This is a genomic window from Roseibium sp. QJM3NY_11 (genome assembly GCF_056173175.1).
This window is the reverse complement of sequence record NZ_CM149660.1, coordinates 2,223,930-2,239,995: the sequence shown is the minus strand read 5'-3', so window position 1 is coordinate 2,239,995 and position 16,066 is coordinate 2,223,930. Positions and strand designations below refer to the sequence as shown.

Genomic DNA, 16,066 nt, shown 5'->3' with positions numbered 1-16,066 from the left:
AAAGGCCTCAAGTCTTTTAATCTCCTCGATGTCGGCCTACATGCGTCAGGTCCCTTCAGCTTGCGGATCCCCCCCATGCCCTTTGACCTTGCCGCCTATCTCCACCGCATCGGACTTGAAACCTGCACTTCCGATCTGGACGGCCTGAAGAAGCTGCAGGCGGCACAGATAAGTGCCATACCGTTTGAAAACGTGCTGCCGTTTCTCGGGCAGGTGCCGGGTCTCGATCCGGAAAGTCTCTGGCAAAAACTCGTCATGGAGCGCTGCGGCGGCTACTGTTTCGAGCTGAATGCGCTGCTGGGCGACGCCCTGGCCTCGCTCGGGTATTCCACTCGAAAAGTGCTCGCCCGTGTGCGCATGGGCGCTGGCGAAGGCGGCGCGCGAACCCACCTGGCATTCGTAGTCACGCTGGAAGGCGACGAATGGCTGGTCGATGCCGGCTTCGGCGGTCAGGCGCCGGCCGAACCGGTCCGGATCTCGGACGACCCGCAGCCGATCCGCGACCAGAGCTACCGCATCCGTTTCGAGGAAGCCTCCGGCGAACATGTCCTGGAACGCGCCACCGGCGAAGGCTGGTTTCCGCTTTACGGTTTTGACCGGGTGGAGGTGCGCCCGGCAGACATCGAGGCAGCCAATTTTCTGTGCGCGGCGTCGCCGAAACAGTCCTTTGCCGGAAGCATGAAATTCTACCGGCTGACGGACACGGGCTTCCTCAGTTTTCTGGACGGACGCGCCCGGCTGGCTGGCAATGGCGACAAGCGCGTATGGTTGATCCGGGATACCGAGGACCTTGAAGATTTCATGCGCCGGGACCTTGGTCTCGGCTATGGCGACGACACCATCCGGGCCATCGCCAAGCGGTTGGAAGACTTGAAGAAAGCGCCCATCCAGACGACCACATCCTGAGGAGGACCGTCAGGTTCGTCTCGAAAGGCGGGCGACGGGCACAAGAGAAAATTGCCCAGCCTTCGCACAGTGCTTCGCGCTTCCTGGGGATGAGGTCCTGTGGGTGTTCGCCGACGGCACCCTCTCTGTCGCCTGCCTCGATCTCGTCAGAAGAGGTAATACGAGAGACCTTTCTACCTGTAAAAACCCTCGCGCAGATTGATGCCGTGCTCGAGCCAGGCCTTGAGCGCGCAGAGCATCTGGGTCCAGCCCTCGCAATTGCCGTAGGATGCCTTCAGGGCACCGGGTGTCTCGCGCCATCCCTCCTCACTGATCGTCACCAGCGTGCGGCCGTCGTCGAGCGCCTCGAACGTCATCGTGATCGTGGTGTCGTAGTCTGAGGGAACCGGCGTTTCGCTCGTTGAACTGACCTCCCCGCACTCATACGCCGCCCATTTGAGGACGACCGCCCTGTCCTTTTCGACCCGCTCGACCGTTACGGGGAACCGGCCCGGAAAGTCGGCAAAGTCCCAGTAGACAATTGTTCCGGTCTCCAGCCGCCCATCGGCGCCTCCGGTTGTGAAATAGGCCGAAAGCCGATCCGGATCGACCACCGCCTCGAACACCTCCGCAACCGGTTTTGCGATCCGTCCGGCGATTTTGAATGACAGGTTCATGGATTTCTCCGCGAGTTCCACATGCGTTTCAGGGAGCCCGCTCCGCACAGGCCACCAGATTGTCCAGATGATACGTCCAGCCCTGCCGGTGGCTGCTCAGGAGCCGGTCCTGCAGATGTTGCGGCGCGCCCATCCAGCCGCCATGGCAAAGCAGGAGGCTGCTGCCCTCGCCCTTCTCCGCCAGTACGAAGGTGACGTGCGTATCAAAGGTCCAGTCGTCGTCGCGCCAGCTCAGAGCAAGGCGACTGGAAGGCTCGTATGCGACCACCTCGCCACGCGTGTCGTGCTCCCCGGCCGAGTCCCGCCAGGGTTCATGAAAGACCCCGCCGGCGCGAGGCTCAAGGCGAACCTCCTTGCCCCACCAAAGCGATGGCGTCACCAGCACTTCCCACAGACGCTCGGTGGAAACGGCGCAATCCCGGTCCAGCCGGATCTCCGGATCGCTCATGGCTTTCTCCTTGTCCGAGGCAATTTAATGTTATAATTTTATAACATGTCAAGTGAGGATGATTCGGACCTGATTTTCAAGGCATTGGCGGACGGCCGCCGGCGACGCCTGCTTGACCTCTTGAAGGATGCCCCCCAGACCACCGGCGCCCTGTGCGCGGCGTTTCCGGAACTCGACCGTTGCACGGTGATGCAGCACATGCGCGTGCTGGAAGCAGCAGACCTGATCATCGTGCAGCGCAAGGGCCGGGAGCGCTGGAACCATCTCAACGCGCTCCCGATCCGGAAAATTCACGATCGCTGGATCGGACCCTACGCGCAAAACGCGGTCACTTTGCTGGACCGGCTCAAGACTGATCTTGAAACACCCCACAATTGATGCAATTCGGCTCCGCAGACAGTGTCGTGTTTCCATCCCGGGCGCCACGCATTCCGTTGAACGCCGGCACGATGCTCTGGACGCGACACGGTTGAGCGCGTATACGACACCCGCGCTTCAGCGCCTCCCCGGCGCATTTCAAACTCATCAGACTTGAAGGCTTTCCGCCATGATACACGGTCTTTCCCGGCCGAAAAACCAGATCCGCTGGCTGCTGCTGGAAGGCATTTCGCCGACCGCGCGCGCGATCCTGGACAAGAACGGTTACACCAATGTGGAAGTGCTCCCGGGCGCGCTCGAGAAAGACGCGCTGATCGAGAAACTTCAGGGTATCCAGATACTCGGCATCCGCTCCCGCACCCAGGTCACAGAAGAAGTGCTGGAGGCGGCCAAGTCCCTGGTTGCCGTGGGTTGTTTTTCCGTCGGCACCAATCAGGTGGACCTGACCGGCGCGCTGACCCGCGGTGTTGCCGTGTTCAACGCGCCGTTTTCCAACACACGCTCTGTCGCGGAACTGACCATCGCCGAGATCGTCATGCTGATGCGCGGCATCTTCCCGAAATCCACGGCCGCCCACGAGGGCCGCTGGCTGAAGAGCGCCGTGGGCTCGCACGAAGTGCGCGGCAAGACCCTCGGCATCATCGGCTACGGCAATATCGGCACGCAATTGTCCAATCTTGCGGAGGCCATGGGCCTTCGGGTGATCTATTTCGATCTCGTCGACAAGCTGCAGCATGGCAATGTTTCCCCTGCTGACAGTCTGGACAACCTGCTGGCGCAGTCCGATGTCGTTTCCCTGCATGTCCCGGACACCCCAGGCACCCGCAACATGTTCGGCGCCGGTGAAATCGCCAAGATGAAAAAGGGCGCTTTCCTGATCAACAACGCCCGCGGCAAGGTCATCGACATCGACGCCCTGGCCGGGGCGCTGAAGTCCGGTCATCTCGCCGGTGCCGCCATCAACGTCTTTCCGGTCGAGCCGAAGTCCAACAAGGACGAGTTCGTTTCGCCCCTGCGCGGCCTCGACAATGTCATCCTGACGCCTCATGTCGGCGGTTCCACGGAAGAAGCACAGGACCGGATCGGCGAGGAGGTTTCCAAGCGGCTGGTGGAATATTCGAACGTCGGCTCGACCATCGGCGCGGTCTCCTTCCCCCAGGTGCAACTGCCCAAGGGCACGGACGCGACCCGTTTCATCCAGGTGCATCACAATGCCCCGGGCGCCATGCGCACGCTGAACGACCTGTTCACCCGGCACAATCTCAACATCTGCGCCCAGTACATGCAGTCCCATCAGGACATCGGCTACGTGGTGCTGGATGTCGACAGCGTGGTCGAGGATCCGGTCAGGATCCTGGAAGAGATCCGCGCCCTGCCGAACACCATCCGGGCCCGGTTGCTCAACCGGGTCTGACCGGAGACATCTCCGCCGTGATCCGGGTTGGCCCACGGCATTGCCCGGGATTGCCCGGGGTTGTTTCTTGGCGATCGGGTTGTTCTGTGAAGGTTCTCCCCGGGCCTTCCATACTGCCCGTGGAGGTTTGCGACAGGCGTCCGAGCCAGACAGGACCCTGTCGGACAAGGCGGGTTTCAGTCCACCGGGTCAATGACCAGCAACAGTCTGGTGCTGTCGGCCTGGTCCGGCGGGGGCGACCTGTGAAGAAGCTCCGTGCGCTCCGCGCCGGGCCAGCGGGTTCCCCGGAAGATTGCCGCGGCGCCGGTCCGCAGACGGCGAACCCGCCGCAGATCACTCTCCTGTCCCGCCGGCACATACTCCGATCCCGGTCCGCGATAGCTGCACAGCAGCCGGGCCGGAACGGCGTCTGTGTGAAATTTCGGACACATGACGCCGCAGGCGACATCGAGCCGGATCTGCACCCTGGAGACATTCAGCAGACGTCCCAGGATCAGGGCGAGTGCGCCGGCATCTCCGGCCAGCATGATCCGCTCCCGGCTCTCCGGCAGGCCGGCCATCTCGCAAGTGGCCGAGACCGCCGCCTCGACCCGCCCGACCGGGATCACGGCCTTCATTTTCGGCAGGCTGCGGATCGGCAGGCCATCGACCCACCGCTGAAAGTCCGCGTCGGGCGACCGTGTCCAGATCGCCGCACCGATCCTGGGCGCATGGATATCGGCAAGAATATCGGCGGTCCGGCCCATGATCACGTCCCGCGCTACGCCTGCGCGAGCCGTTGTCTCCGTCTCTGCGAGGGTCATGCCGCTTCACCTGCGCGCCGGAACTGCGGGAACGGATCGGGCAGATGCCGGAACGCGGACAGGTCGTCCCCGGCCTCCGGCCCGATCAGACAGGCATCGAGCCGGGCCGTCAGCTCCGGCCAGTCGATGCCCGTGCCGATAAAGACGATTTCCTGACGGCGGTCGCCGAACGGCTCGACCCAATTCGCCTTGGCATAGGTGCGGGCGCGCTCGTCCTGCGGCCACCGGCTTGCCGGGACCGAGGCCCACCAGGTCCCGATCGGTCCCGTGCCGGACAGGGCGCCGGCAAGGGAGTATTCGATCACCCAGTCCGGCCGGCTGCCGATCCAGAAATGTCCCTTTGCCCGGATGACCCCCGCGAGCGCCGAGTTCAGGACTTCGTGGATCTTTTGCGGATAAAAGGGTCGCCGTGCCCGATAGACATATGAAACCACACCATATTCTTCCGTTTCGGGAACGTGATCGGCAAATCCGTAAAGCTCCTTGGCCCACATCGGGTGCTCGTGCGCCCTGGCAAAGTCGAACAGTCCCGTATTGAGAATGTCGTTCGGGGTCACGTCGGAAAAATCGGTTTCGATAATCCTGGCATCCGCATTCAGGCTGCGAATGATCTTTCGGGCGGCATCGACCCGGTCAGGTCCGGCTGCTGTCACCTTGTTCAACACGACCACATCGGCGAATTCGATCTGGTCGGTCAGCAGATGCACCAGAGTGCGTTCATCGTCCTCGCCCAGGGTCTCGCCGCGGTCGCGCAGAAAGTCGTGGCTCGAAAAGTCCCGCAGCAGATTTGCCGCGTCGACAACACTGACCATCGTGTCGAGCCGGGCGACATCCGACAGGCTGTTGCCGTCCTCGTCGCGAAACTCGAACGTTGCCGCGACCGGCAGCGGTTCGGAGATGCCCGTCGACTCAATCAGCAGGTGGTCGAAGCGTCCCTCTTCCGACAGGCGCCGCACCTCGTTGAGAAGATCGTCGCGCAGCGTGCAGCAAATGCAGCCGTTCGACATTTCCACCAGGGTCTCATCGGTGTGGCTGAGCTCCGCCCCGCCTGCCCGCACCAGATCCGCGTCGATGTTCACCTCGGACATGTCATTGACGATGACGGCGACTTTGAGACCGGCGCGGTTGCTGAGAACACGGTTCAGGAGCGTTGTCTTTCCGGCTCCCAGAAAGCCGGAAAGCACGGTTACGGGAAGGCGTGGATCGGACATGAATGTTACCTGCGCTAAATATGTTATGTTATTACATAACTAGCGCAGGAAGACCGGCCATGACAAGAGCTATTGCCCGCACTTAGAGACGGCAGGCATCGCGCACTCGGGAAAGGTCTTCTAGAGAGCGCAGCCATCCGTCTGATTTTGCGAGAATTTCGCGTGTTGCCATACCGTTCGGGAAACCGGCACGGATGCCCCGGTCGGCGATCCGATCAAGCGGCCGCGGCTGGCCCGATGACCCGGTCGCGCCCGGCCCCCTTGGCATCGTAGAGCCGCCGGTCGGCGACCCGGAACAGGTCGTCGATGCTCGTCCCGTCGGCAGGCGCACTGGAAACGCCGATGCTGACGGTGACCGTTTCCGGCAGGTAGACCTTGCTGAAACGCGCGATGCTCCTTCGCAGTCGCTCGGCCATGGAAACCGCCGCCTCTGCGGGCAGGCGTTCGCTCAGAAGCACGAATTCCTCGCCGCCGACCCGGAAAAGATGGTCGTCGGAGCGCAGGTTTTCCTTCAGCAGACGCCCCACAATCTTCAGCGCCTGATCGCCAACCTGATGGCCGTGACGGTCGTTCACCCGCTTGAAGTGGTCGATATCGATCACCAGCAGGGAAACCTCCCGCCCTTCCTTCAGGTTCCGGGCGAGGATCTGCGGCGATCGCACCTCGTACTGGCTGCGGTCCAGCGTCCCCGTCAAATGGTCGCGAACCGAAGACTCAAGCAGTTGATGGTAGCGCTCCCGATAGGTCAGCACGTGGAAGACATCCCTGAGCGGCCGGTTCGACAGCCAGACCTTCTCGTTGTCGAAGTATTTCAGGTAAACGACGAACAGGACCGTATAGACAAGCACCGCCGCCATCTTGGCGGTCCAGCCACCAAGGAAGACATACCCCGGCGCATCGGTCACATAATGAAGCGCCAGAAAGAAACCGGCCTGGTCGAAAGTGAGCGCAAGCGCGCCACAGATCAGGAAACGCCACCCCAGATGCCGGCCGAACCAGTTGCCGATGCGCTCGTACAAAACGATGATCAGAATTGAATCGATGAAGAGCAGTATCGAGCCCCAGATCATCAGGAGCCCGATTTCGTCGATGAAGCCGATGTCCGGAACGCGCCCGCCGGTGACGATGACGGTGTCGTGGTTCCTGAGGATCATGACCAGCGCGACAATCAGGAAATTGCCGACCAGCAGCCCGTAGATCGCCTGGCGGACGACCAGTGCGTCCTCTCGGATATAGAGCAGCAGGATCATCAGCAGCTTGCCGGAAAACAACACCGTGGAGCCCGGCGAGACGATCCCGAACGGCAACTGGATGTAGAACACGCTGGCGAGATAGGTTTCCAGGAAATGCATCACGCCCAGCGCGCACATGAACACGCCGATTCCAAGCACCCTGCGTGCCCGCAAAAGACACATCATCACGATGAAATAGACGGCCGCCTGAGCCAGAAGAAGAAGTACGTTGAAAGTTGCCATGTTCAGGTCGGTTTCTGTCTTCGGCCTTGGATAGGGTCGCGAATGAGCCGTTGGGGAGAGGGCAAAAGGAAGCAACTCGCGAGGGGGACGCCATCTTCGCCCGGATGTGAGGGGGATCAAGCCGGCAAAACGGCACCATCTCCGATGGCCGCCTGCCCCCGCCGCTCACAGCAGCGTCGAACAGGCTTTCCGGACATTCGGCCGTGCTTCGCGCCCCTTGGCATCCCCGCCGGATGAAGCTCCTTTCAGACTTTGTAGGGAAAACTGACAGGAGTATGCCGTGATTCTTTTCACAGGCAACTGCACTGCGGGGGCTTTCCGGTCGTCGGCCCCGTGCAAAGCAATTGCGCTCGGCTTGCAATTGCCAACGGAAATACAACCCCGGATTACATCACCGGAGTAACCGGAGCAGCTCCCGCGCGGCAAAGCGGACAGGCGGCCCGAAAACTTCGGGTTGCCGGCGCGTGACCTCAAAATTACGGCTCTAGTGCCAGATATCGCTCGAACCCGCGACCCGCAATTTAGATCCCAGCGCATTGAGCGCAATTTTATGCACCGACTCGGTCGGCGCAGCGCAAAGATCACCGATGACGGTGACGTCGAACGGTTCGGCCGCCTGTGACATGGCTGTAAACACCACGCAATTCTGGGTCATCATGCCACAGATCAGCAAGTCCTCGACACCTTCGAGATGCCGGGACAGATCTGTATTCTGAAAGGCATCGGCCACCTGTTTGACCACCACCGGCGCGTTGCCCGCCGCGGCCAGAATTGATGGCCGGACGGCATTGCCGCTACCGCCGTTGGCGAACAGCCCCGTCTCTGCTCCGGAAACATGGCGCACCAGGACAATGCGGTCGCCGGCCGTTATGGCGCGGCCGATCGCGGCAACGACACGCGCCTCCACCTCCTCGGCCTGATGCAGCGGCAGGGCGCCGCCTGCGAAGTAGTCGTTCTGGATGTCGATCACGAGAAGGGCGCGGTTCATCTGTGTTTCTCCTTGTCACAGCCTCCAGGCTATCGGTTCGAAGCACTGTTTTGCAGTGGCCCGCAGGACATGTTCAAGGTAGTTTGGGCCAATGCGCATCGCGATCATCGCCTATCAGGGCGTCAGCCCCTTCATGCTCTCGACACCGCTTGCGGTGTTCGGCGAGCCGTTCCTGGCCAGCGGACACGAAGTGATGGTATGCGGTGAAAGCAACCGGATATCCGCTTCGGGCGGCCTCATCATCGAAACCGCTCATCCGCTGGCGGCCGCCGCCCAGGCCGATGTCGTCATCCTTCCCGGGTGGCGGGATGCCGGCGAGACGGTCTCGCCCGGCATCTTGCGGCAACTCCGCATGGCCCATGAACGCGATGCGATCGTCGTCGGCCTGTGCCTCGGCGCCTTCGGACTGGCGGAGGCAGGGCTTCTTGACGGACATCGCGCAACCACCCACTGGGCGCGGGCCACCGAACTCCGCGCAAGATACCCAGCCGTCCGGATCGATCCGGCGGCGATATATGTAGACGACGGCCAGGTGATTACCTCGGCGGGTATCGCCGCCGGGCTCGACTGCTGCCTGCATCTGCTTGCCCGGGTGTCAGGCATCGCGGAGGCCAACCGGGTCGCCCGCCATCTTGTCGTGGCGCCGCAACGGGGCGGCGAGCAACCGCAGCTGATCGACCGGCCCGCCCCCGCCACGTCGGCGGAGCGCCGCATCGCGGATATTCTCGAACGCCTTTGGGCCACCCCCGAACAAAACCCTTCTCTGGATGAACTGGCAGCACGCGCCGGGGTCAGTCGCCGCAGCCTGAGCAGGCATGTTCGCGCGCGCACCGGGGGCAGCCTGGGTGGCTGGCTCCGCCGCGCCAGGATCGCCCGTGCCCAGGACATCCTTCTGCGCGGCGAAAAGGGACTTGAGCGCATTGCGGTGCGCAGCGGTTTTCCCGATGCTCCGTCGCTCCGCAAAGCCTTTCGCGGCGAACTGGGCATGACCCCGACACAATGGCTGGCCAGACAAAGGGCCGGATAGAAACGGCACCGGAAACATTGTCTCTAGTGACAATTCCCTGTTTGACTTCAAGGACTTTCAAAACAATCCTGCCACGATAGCCCAACGACTTGAATCAGGTTCTCAACCTCTTCATCCGGAAATACAACAATGCCTGCCGTTTCGCGCCTGTCCGTCAACGTCAATGCCGTCGCCATGCTGCGCAACCGCCGCGACCTGCCCTGGCCGAGCGTTACCGGCCTGGCCGCGATCGCCATGGAAGCGGGCGCCAAGGGCATCACCGTGCATCCGCGCCCGGACCAGCGCCACATCCGCAGAACAGATGTTTTCGAGCTGTCCGAACTGATCGAGGATCGCTTCCCGAACAAGGAACTGTGCCTGGAGGGCTACCCCGCAGCCGACTTTCTGCAACTGGTCGAGGAGGCCCGGCCCGAACAGGTCCTGTTCGTCCCCGACGATCCGGAGCAGACCACCTCCGATCACGGCTGGAATTTCGCGAAAGACACCGGCGCGCTCGAGACCGCCATCGCGGCCGCAAGGGAATGGGCGGTGACGGTGTCCCTCTTCTGCGACCCGGACCCGGCAGCACCGGAGCATGCCGCCCGGCTGGGCGCCGAACGGATCGAGATCTACACAGGTCCTTATGGTGCCTGTTACGACGATTTCGACAGGGCCACCCGGGAACTCGACAGGGTCGTCGCCACGGCGGAAGCCGCCCGGGCCTGCGGTCTTGGCGTCAATGCCGGCCACGACCTGACCGTCGACAACATTCCGCCGCTGCTTGCCAGGGCGCCCTTCATCCGGGAAATGTCGATCGGCCACGGCTTTACCGCCGACGCGCTGGTCCACGGTTTCGCGGAAAGCGTCAACCGGTTCCGCAAGGCCATGGGCGAACTCTGAGGCAGGCCGCACCGGAGCGCGACTTGCCGGATGTGTCAGGCGGCTTCCGCGCGTTTCATCTGCTGGTGTTCGTCCTCGACCAGGCCGATCTTCCAGTAGCCTGAAATATACGTGTCGGCCTTCGGAAGCTTACGCTCATTGTGGAGATAGTCCCGAAGCGCCCGGATCACGGAACTCTCTCCCGCGATGCAGGTCTGGACGGTCCCGTCTTGCCAGTCCAGCGCCCTCACGAAATCGACTTGAGCCGTCGACGGCCTGTGGACGTCCTCCTGCACAAGCCAGTGCAGATCGATCCCTTCGGGCGCGGCAATCTCGCGAATGTCGTCGGCTGAGGGAACCTCGAACACAGCGACACCGCGTGCTTCCCCAGGCAGGGCCTCGAGGGTTGCTTCGACCACCGGCATGGCGGACAGGTCTGCGGCGAACAGGTACCAGTCGGCGTGGAATTCGGTGATCTTCGGCTGGCTCGGGCCGAGAAAACCCAGAAAGGATCCGGGACCAGCGCGCTGCGCCCAGCGCGTCGCCGGACCGTTGTCTCCGTGGGCGACAAAATCGATGTCAAGCTCGAGGCTGTCGACGCGGAAGGTGCGCACGGTGTAGGTCCGCACCGGATGGATCTTTTCCGCAGGCCCGTCCGGCTCGAAATAGGCCTCGAAGTCCTGCCGGGCTTCGCCGTCGCGCGGCAACACCAGCTTGCAGTTGGCACCTTCATGACCGGTCGGGAAACCTTCCAATTCAGGACCGGCGAAAGTGACCCGGATCAGGTTCGGGCTGAGATAGTGCGTCGACGAGACGGTCAGAAAGCGGGGACGGCGTTTCGGTCGGTTGGCCAATGGGCACCTCACAAATGATGACTATAATACTCATGATTTAGCATCGACGTCCCGGAATTTGAAGAGCCCTCCAAGCGAAAAGATGTAACCGCCTGCCGCCGTCCCCGTGACGGGGCTCCGGCGGGGCGCGACCAGGAGCCGGCGCGCACCTTGAAGATGCCCGGCGGAGGGCCTGTCAACAAGCTGAGCCCGCCTTGCGGGCGGGCTCTTGTCTTTGGAGGCAATCGGTAAGGCGCGAGGTCTCAGTCGCGGATGATCGGCTCTTTCAGGTCTTCCGGCTTTTTCTCCCGGATGATTTCCCAGTTCAGGGTTGCGTTTTCGATGTGGCCGGGCACGTCCTGCTCGAACCGGTCCTGAACCTTGAGAGAATTGTTCAGGTAGAGCTTGCCGTCGACAATGGACCAGGCCTCCGGAACAACCGGAACCTTGAAGCCCATGGCGGCGCCAAAGGCACAGAACCCGCCATATTGCGGTGCATATTTGGCCGGGTCGGCGGCGAACGTATCCCGGTTTTCCGCCGAAGAGAATTTCCAGGTCACCTCGTCGTAATCGAACGTGTAGGCGTCGGAGCCGGCGACTGGTTTGCCTTCGGTGAAATAGGCCACCGGATCGGTTCCGCCAATCGCGGCACCGCCCTTGGTGAATGTGGTGATTTCATCAGCGGACGCCGTGAACGCGGTAGCGGAAAACAGGGCGGCAAGCCCCAAAAGAACGGACCTGGACGTGTAGAGCGGCATGACTTTTTCTCTCCCGGAGTTACGAGCTGGCAATCAAGGCCGGTGCAGGGGCGCACCGCTTGGAATGAAAAATGTCGCCTGACGCCCCGGATGGCCAATCACCCTTGATCACGTCGCCGATAACGCCGGGAGAGCGAAACGTGATCGGACCCCGGGTTACATGCCTGGAAGGCCTTGGTGCCCCTCCGGATCGCGCGGCGCGACGAGACCAAGCACCAGGAAGATGGCCGTTGCGATGTCCTCGTCCGTGATCCGGACACCACGGACGATCAGCCGGAATGTGACCAGGCCGAGCAGGAGATCGATCCGGGTCTCCATGTCCGCCTCGAAAGGCGTCGCAATGAAGATCTGCCGCATGAGGAGACGGCGGCCTTCCTCTGCCTCATCCAGCACGGCGGCAATTGCCGTCTTTTCCCTTTGGGGCATCAGGGCACGCAGGGCTCCGCCCAGCGAGGTCTCCTGAAGGGCGCCGACCATGCCGGTAAGACACTGTCTCAGGTCTTCCGCCACACTGACCCGCTGCGGTGGGCCGGGGGTGGCATCAAGGAGGGCATGTGCGACGGACGCCGCGACCAGCTCTTCCTTGTTCTGGAAGCGCCTGTAGACCGCCTGCTTGCTGGTCCGTGCGTGCGCCGCGATCGCCGCAACGGTGGTTCTCTCGTAGCCGTTTCGGGACAGGACAACGAGTGTCGCCTCCCTCAGGGCGTCGCTCACACGCAAATCCAGCGGACGGCCGGCAGACCCGGCTGCTGCCTGTGGCATCGAAGCAAGTCCTGTTTCGGTTACAGTTGGTACCGTAATAATCCCGATTCCGGTTCGGCACAACGCCGGAGACTTGCCTTTCGGCGCCCACCGCTGCACACAGGGACAAATTCCGCGCGGCAGCCGGCCGCACGCTCCAGTAAATGAGGACCTCATGTCTGTTGATACCGAAACGGTAAAACGTGTTGCCCACCTCGCACGGATCAAGGTGAGCGACGACGACGCCATCCGCATGACCGGCGAGCTGAACACCATTCTCGGTTTTGTCGAGCAACTCGACGAAGTCGATATCACAGGCGTCGAGCCGCTGACTTCGGTGGTCGAGCAGACCATGAAGAAACGCGCCGACGGCGTCACCGACGGCGGCAAGGCCGACGACATCGTCCAGAACGCGCCCGTTTCCGAAGATCATTTCTTCATGGTTCCGAAGGTCGTCGAATAACGGAGCCGCAAGGAGATGCGTAAAGCCGCACCTGCCTCCGCATTCGCCCCCATGCTGGCAATTGCCACAACGACCTGACCAGATCCGAAGAGACCCGAGCCATGACCGATCTCACCAAACTCACGATTGCCGAGGCCCGCGACGGCCTGAAAAACAGGGATTACACGTCCCTGGAACTCACCGACGCCTTCATCGGCAACATCGAAGCGGCAAACGCTTCTCTCAATGCCTATGTGACCGTGACCGCCGACAAGGCCCGCGACATGGCGAAAGCCTCCGACGAGAAACTGGCCAACGGCAATGGCGGCGCGCTGGAAGGCATTCCGCTGGGCATCAAGGACCTGTTCGCCACCAAGGGCGTGCACACCCAGGCCTGCAGCCACATTCTTGACGGTTTCAAGCCGCCTTACGAATCCACCGTGACGTCCAACCTGTGGGCCGACGGCGCCGTCATGCTCGGCAAGCTGAACATGGACGAGTTCGCCATGGGTTCCTCCAACGAGACCTCCTATTACGGCCCGGTGATCAACCCCTGGCGCAAAGAGGGCTCAAACCAGGGTCTCGTTCCCGGCGGCTCTTCCGGAGGCTCCGCCACCGCGGTTGCGGCCCGCATGTGCATGGGGGCCACGGCGACCGACACCGGTGGTTCGATCCGCCAGCCGGCTGCCTTCACCGGCACCGTCGGCATCAAGCCGACCTATGGCCGCTGCTCGCGCTGGGGCGTGGTTGCCTTCGCCTCCTCGCTCGACCAGGCCGGACCGATCGCGCACACGGTGCGCGACAGTGCCATCCTCCTGAAGTCCATGGCCTCCGTCGATCCGAAGGACACCACGTCCGTCGACATCGAGGTCCCGGACTACGAGGCCGCCATCGGCAAATCCGTGAAGGGTCTGAAGATCGGCATTCCGGCGGAATACCGCATGGACGGCATGTCCGGTGAAATCGAGGACCTGTGGCAGAAAGGCATTCAATGGCTGAAGGATGCGGGCGCGGAGATCGTCGACATCGCCATGCCGCACACGAAATACGCCCTGCCGGCCTATTACATCGTCGCCCCGGCGGAAGCCTCCTCAAACCTTGCCCGTTATGACGGCGTCCGCTACGGCCTGCGCGTGCCGGGCAAGGACATCGCCGAGATGTACGAGAACACCCGCGCCGAAGGCTTCGGCGAGGAGGTCAAGCGCCGCATCCTGATCGGCACCTATGTGCTGTCCGCCGGCTATTACGATGCCTATTACCTGAAGGCCCAGAAGGTCCGCACCCTGATCAAGCGTGATTTCGATCTGGCGTGGCAGAACGGCGTCGACGCGATCCTGACACCGGCAACGCCCTCGGCCGCCTTCGGCGTTGCCGACCAGGACCTGCATTCCGATCCGGTGAAAATGTATCTCAACGACATTTTCACCGTCACCGTGAACATGGCCGGCCTGCCGGGCATTTCCGTGCCCGCCGGCCTCGACAAGGACGGACTGCCGCTCGGCCTGCAGCTGATCGGCAAGCCTTTCGACGAAAGCACCCTGTTCCAGGTCGGCCAGGTGATCGAGGACGCCGCCGGGTCGTTCGATCCGGAAAAATGGTGGGGCTGATTCAGGTCCAACCGCTTGCGTGACCTGGGATCCCCCACCCCTAACCCCTCCCACAAGGGGGAGGGGAACCATGCGCTTCATCGTCCTGGCCGAAATTGCAGGCTCAAGAGCATCTGGCGGTCACTTGTGCCAAACCATGTCCGCGGCCTTGTCCCCTTCCCCCTTATGGGGAAGGGTTAGGGATGGGAGTAAACGGCGAAGCCGTAACTTGGCTGAACCGATGATCTCTCCAGGTCGAAAGTCTGTTCAACACCCGTCACTTCAGCGGAATTTCCGGAAAGAGCCGACGCATGCCTGATATCGAAACCATCGTGATCGGTGCCGGTGTCGTCGGCCTGGCCTGTGCCCGCGCCCTGGCGCTCTCCGGGCGCGAGGTCATGGTGCTCGAGCGGCACGGCCTGATCGGATCGGAAACCAGCGCCCGCAATTCCGAGGTCATCCATGCCGGCATCTATTATCCGCCCGGCAGCCTGAAAGCGGCGCTGTGTCTCCCGGGCAAGAACCAGCTCTATCGGTTCTGCGCCGACAACGGCATCGCCCATGAGCGGATCGGCAAGCTGATCGTGGCCGCCGACGAAGCCCAGTTGCCGGAGCTGGAGCGCCTCCACCGGCAGGCCACCGACACCGGTCTGGACGATCTGGTCTTTTACGATCGCGACAAGCTGCGGGAGATCGAGCCGGAACTCGACTGTTGCGGCGCGCTCTGGTCCCCGTCGACCGGCATTATCGACAGTCACGGCTTCATGCTTGCCCTGCAGGGCGGCCTTGAGGACAAGGGCGGCCAGGTCGTGCTCAACACCCGCGTCAGCCGGATCGAACCGTTTGAGGGCGGCTACCGTCTTGAGGTCGACACCGGCGATGCCGGGGCCTATTCCCTGACCTGCCGGGAGCTGATCGTTTCCGCCGGGCACGGAGCACCCGGACTGATGCAGGATGTTGCAGGCGCGCAAGCGCCGAAAGCCTATCTGGCCAAGGGCAATTATTTCAAGCTTCAGGGCAAGGCACCGTTTTCCACACTGGTCTATCCAGTGCCGGAACCCGGCGGATCGGGTGTTCACATCACCATGGATCTTCAGCACCAGGCCCGTTTCGGCCCGGATGTGGAGTGGGTCGATGAGATCGACTACGAAGTCGATCCGGCGCGCGGCGACAGGTTCTATGCCGCTATCCGCAACTACTGGCCCGGTCTGCCGGACAAGTCCCTGATCCCGGATTACTGCGGTTTCCGCCCCAAGATCACCGGCCCCGGCGAACCGGCGGCCGATTTCAGGATCGACGGTCCCCGGGCACACGGCCACACCGGGCTGGTTGCGCTCTACGGCATGGAATCCCCCGGTTTGACCTCGGCCCTTGCCATTGGCGATCACGTCGCCGGGCTGCTCTGACGGCGCCGCTCCCCAACACCCGCAATTGACCTGAGCAACGCAACCAATCGCACAGTCCCGCGTTTGATTGACAAGCGATCACGCGTGTCGTGCTGCAATGCACAGAAATGCCGTCATTTGGTCCGCATTTCTCCTT

17 protein-coding genes are annotated in these 16,066 nt (G+C 62.5%); 8 read left to right on the top strand and 9 right to left on the bottom strand.

The window, feature by feature from the left end:
• Positions 1 to 75: 75 nt before the first annotated feature.
• Complete coding sequence (locus AC0VX3_RS10270) at positions 76 to 906, top strand: arylamine N-acetyltransferase family protein (RefSeq protein ID WP_475524626.1); 831 nt, start codon at positions 76 to 78, stop codon at positions 904 to 906.
• 173 nt (positions 907 to 1,079) lie between these two features.
• Here the strand turns inward: AC0VX3_RS10270 and AC0VX3_RS10265 are convergent, their stop codons facing one another.
• A complete protein-coding gene (locus AC0VX3_RS10265; RefSeq protein WP_475524625.1) occupies positions 1,080 to 1,562 on the bottom strand; it encodes an SRPBCC family protein in 483 nt (160 codons plus the stop codon).
• 28 nt (positions 1,563 to 1,590) lie between these two features.
• Complete coding sequence (locus AC0VX3_RS10260; RefSeq protein ID WP_475524624.1) at positions 1,591 to 2,010, bottom strand: SRPBCC family protein; 420 nt, start codon at positions 2,008 to 2,010, stop codon at positions 1,591 to 1,593.
• A 45-nt stretch (positions 2,011 to 2,055) separates the two neighbouring features.
• Here AC0VX3_RS10260 and AC0VX3_RS10255 point away from each other — a divergent pair, with 45 nt between their 5' ends.
• Together AC0VX3_RS10255 and serA are read left to right on the top strand one after the other, a co-directional pair.
• Entirely contained in the window at positions 2,056 to 2,388 is a 333-nt protein-coding gene (locus AC0VX3_RS10255; RefSeq protein ID WP_475524623.1) for an ArsR/SmtB family transcription factor, read from the top strand.
• A gap of 169 nt (positions 2,389 to 2,557) precedes the next feature.
• Positions 2,558 to 3,802, top strand: a complete 1,245-nt coding sequence (gene serA / locus AC0VX3_RS10250; protein WP_475524622.1) for a phosphoglycerate dehydrogenase — start codon at positions 2,558 to 2,560, stop codon at positions 3,800 to 3,802.
• Positions 3,803 to 3,978: 176 nt separating this feature from the next.
• Here serA and AC0VX3_RS10245 read toward each other — a convergent pair whose 3' ends face one another.
• The 4 genes from AC0VX3_RS10245 to AC0VX3_RS10230 all read right to left on the bottom strand — a co-directional run bounded on the left by AC0VX3_RS10245 (position 3,979) and on the right by AC0VX3_RS10230 (position 8,279).
• Positions 3,979 to 4,605: a DUF1826 domain-containing protein gene (locus AC0VX3_RS10245; protein ID WP_475524621.1), complete on the bottom strand. Its 627-nt coding sequence runs from the start codon at positions 4,603 to 4,605 to the stop codon at positions 3,979 to 3,981.
• Positions 4,602 to 5,816 (bottom strand): GTP-binding protein, encoded by a 1,215-nt coding sequence (locus AC0VX3_RS10240; protein WP_475524620.1) that lies wholly within the window; start codon positions 5,814 to 5,816, stop codon positions 4,602 to 4,604. The genes AC0VX3_RS10245 and AC0VX3_RS10240 overlap by 4 nt, the downstream gene beginning before the upstream one ends.
• 215 nt (positions 5,817 to 6,031) lie before the next feature.
• Positions 6,032 to 7,291 (bottom strand): GGDEF domain-containing protein, encoded by a 1,260-nt coding sequence (locus AC0VX3_RS10235; protein WP_475524619.1) that lies wholly within the window; start codon positions 7,289 to 7,291, stop codon positions 6,032 to 6,034.
• A gap of 484 nt (positions 7,292 to 7,775) precedes the next feature.
• On the bottom strand, positions 7,776 to 8,279 hold the full coding sequence (locus tag AC0VX3_RS10230) for an isochorismatase family protein (RefSeq protein WP_475524618.1): 504 nt from the start codon (positions 8,277 to 8,279) through the stop codon (positions 7,776 to 7,778).
• A gap of 91 nt (positions 8,280 to 8,370) precedes the next feature.
• Here AC0VX3_RS10230 and AC0VX3_RS10225 point away from each other — a divergent pair, with 91 nt between their 5' ends.
• Positions 8,371 to 9,306 (top strand): GlxA family transcriptional regulator, encoded by a 936-nt coding sequence (locus tag AC0VX3_RS10225; protein WP_475524617.1) that lies wholly within the window; start codon positions 8,371 to 8,373, stop codon positions 9,304 to 9,306.
• Positions 9,307 to 9,435: 129 nt separating this feature from the next.
• Positions 9,436 to 10,185 carry a pyridoxine 5'-phosphate synthase gene (locus AC0VX3_RS10220; protein ID WP_475524616.1) on the top strand — a complete coding sequence of 250 codons (750 nt, stop codon included), beginning with the start codon at positions 9,436 to 9,438 and terminating at the stop codon, positions 10,183 to 10,185.
• A 35-nt stretch (positions 10,186 to 10,220) separates the two neighbouring features.
• Here AC0VX3_RS10220 and AC0VX3_RS10215 read toward each other — a convergent pair whose 3' ends face one another.
• The 3 genes from AC0VX3_RS10215 to AC0VX3_RS10205 form a co-directional block, all read right to left on the bottom strand.
• Entirely contained in the window at positions 10,221 to 11,018 is a 798-nt protein-coding gene (locus tag AC0VX3_RS10215; protein WP_475524615.1) for a siderophore-interacting protein, read from the bottom strand.
• Between the two features lie 242 nt (positions 11,019 to 11,260).
• Positions 11,261 to 11,755 carry a YHS domain-containing (seleno)protein gene (locus tag AC0VX3_RS10210; protein ID WP_342891975.1) on the bottom strand — a complete coding sequence of 165 codons (495 nt, stop codon included), beginning with the start codon at positions 11,753 to 11,755 and terminating at the stop codon, positions 11,261 to 11,263.
• A 156-nt stretch (positions 11,756 to 11,911) separates the two neighbouring features.
• A complete protein-coding gene (locus AC0VX3_RS10205; RefSeq protein WP_475524614.1) occupies positions 11,912 to 12,517 on the bottom strand; it encodes a TetR/AcrR family transcriptional regulator in 606 nt (201 codons plus the stop codon).
• Positions 12,518 to 12,671: 154 nt separating this feature from the next.
• Between AC0VX3_RS10205 and gatC the strand changes: the two genes are divergently transcribed.
• From gatC to AC0VX3_RS10190, 3 genes are all read left to right on the top strand, one after another.
• On the top strand, positions 12,672 to 12,959 hold the full coding sequence (gene gatC, locus AC0VX3_RS10200; protein WP_342891973.1) for an Asp-tRNA(Asn)/Glu-tRNA(Gln) amidotransferase subunit GatC: 288 nt from the start codon (positions 12,672 to 12,674) through the stop codon (positions 12,957 to 12,959).
• 101 nt (positions 12,960 to 13,060) lie between these two features.
• Complete coding sequence (gene gatA, locus AC0VX3_RS10195) at positions 13,061 to 14,545, top strand: Asp-tRNA(Asn)/Glu-tRNA(Gln) amidotransferase subunit GatA (protein WP_475524613.1); 1,485 nt, start codon at positions 13,061 to 13,063, stop codon at positions 14,543 to 14,545.
• Between the two features lie 290 nt (positions 14,546 to 14,835).
• Entirely contained in the window at positions 14,836 to 15,930 is a 1,095-nt protein-coding gene (locus AC0VX3_RS10190; protein WP_475524612.1) for an NAD(P)/FAD-dependent oxidoreductase, read from the top strand.
• Positions 15,931 to 16,066: the final 136 nt, after the last annotated feature.

Excerpts from the sequence above, each read along its gene's own strand:
- AC0VX3_RS10270 (WP_475524626.1), top strand. The coding sequence starts at position 76 with ATGCCCTTTGACCTTGCCGCCTATCTCCACCGCATCGGACTTGAAACC.
- AC0VX3_RS10265 (WP_475524625.1), bottom strand. The coding sequence starts at position 1,562 with ATGAACCTGTCATTCAAAATCGCCGGACGGATCGCAAAACCGGTTGCG.
- AC0VX3_RS10260 (WP_475524624.1), bottom strand. The coding sequence starts at position 2,010 with ATGAGCGATCCGGAGATCCGGCTGGACCGGGATTGCGCCGTTTCCACC.
- AC0VX3_RS10255 (WP_475524623.1), top strand. The coding sequence starts at position 2,056 with ATGTCAAGTGAGGATGATTCGGACCTGATTTTCAAGGCATTGGCGGAC.
- serA (WP_475524622.1), top strand. The coding sequence starts at position 2,558 with ATGATACACGGTCTTTCCCGGCCGAAAAACCAGATCCGCTGGCTGCTG.
- AC0VX3_RS10245 (WP_475524621.1), bottom strand. The coding sequence starts at position 4,605 with ATGACCCTCGCAGAGACGGAGACAACGGCTCGCGCAGGCGTAGCGCGG.
- AC0VX3_RS10240 (WP_475524620.1), bottom strand. The coding sequence starts at position 5,816 with ATGTCCGATCCACGCCTTCCCGTAACCGTGCTTTCCGGCTTTCTGGGA.
- AC0VX3_RS10235 (WP_475524619.1), bottom strand. The coding sequence starts at position 7,291 with ATGGCAACTTTCAACGTACTTCTTCTTCTGGCTCAGGCGGCCGTCTAT.
- AC0VX3_RS10230 (WP_475524618.1), bottom strand. The coding sequence starts at position 8,279 with ATGAACCGCGCCCTTCTCGTGATCGACATCCAGAACGACTACTTCGCA.
- AC0VX3_RS10225 (WP_475524617.1), top strand. The coding sequence starts at position 8,371 with ATGCGCATCGCGATCATCGCCTATCAGGGCGTCAGCCCCTTCATGCTC.
- AC0VX3_RS10220 (WP_475524616.1), top strand. The coding sequence starts at position 9,436 with ATGCCTGCCGTTTCGCGCCTGTCCGTCAACGTCAATGCCGTCGCCATG.
- AC0VX3_RS10210 (WP_342891975.1), bottom strand. The coding sequence starts at position 11,755 with ATGCCGCTCTACACGTCCAGGTCCGTTCTTTTGGGGCTTGCCGCCCTG.
- AC0VX3_RS10205 (WP_475524614.1), bottom strand. The coding sequence starts at position 12,517 with ATGCCACAGGCAGCAGCCGGGTCTGCCGGCCGTCCGCTGGATTTGCGT.
- gatC (WP_342891973.1), top strand. The coding sequence starts at position 12,672 with ATGTCTGTTGATACCGAAACGGTAAAACGTGTTGCCCACCTCGCACGG.
- gatA (WP_475524613.1), top strand. The coding sequence starts at position 13,061 with ATGACCGATCTCACCAAACTCACGATTGCCGAGGCCCGCGACGGCCTG.
- AC0VX3_RS10190 (WP_475524612.1), top strand. The coding sequence starts at position 14,836 with ATGCCTGATATCGAAACCATCGTGATCGGTGCCGGTGTCGTCGGCCTG.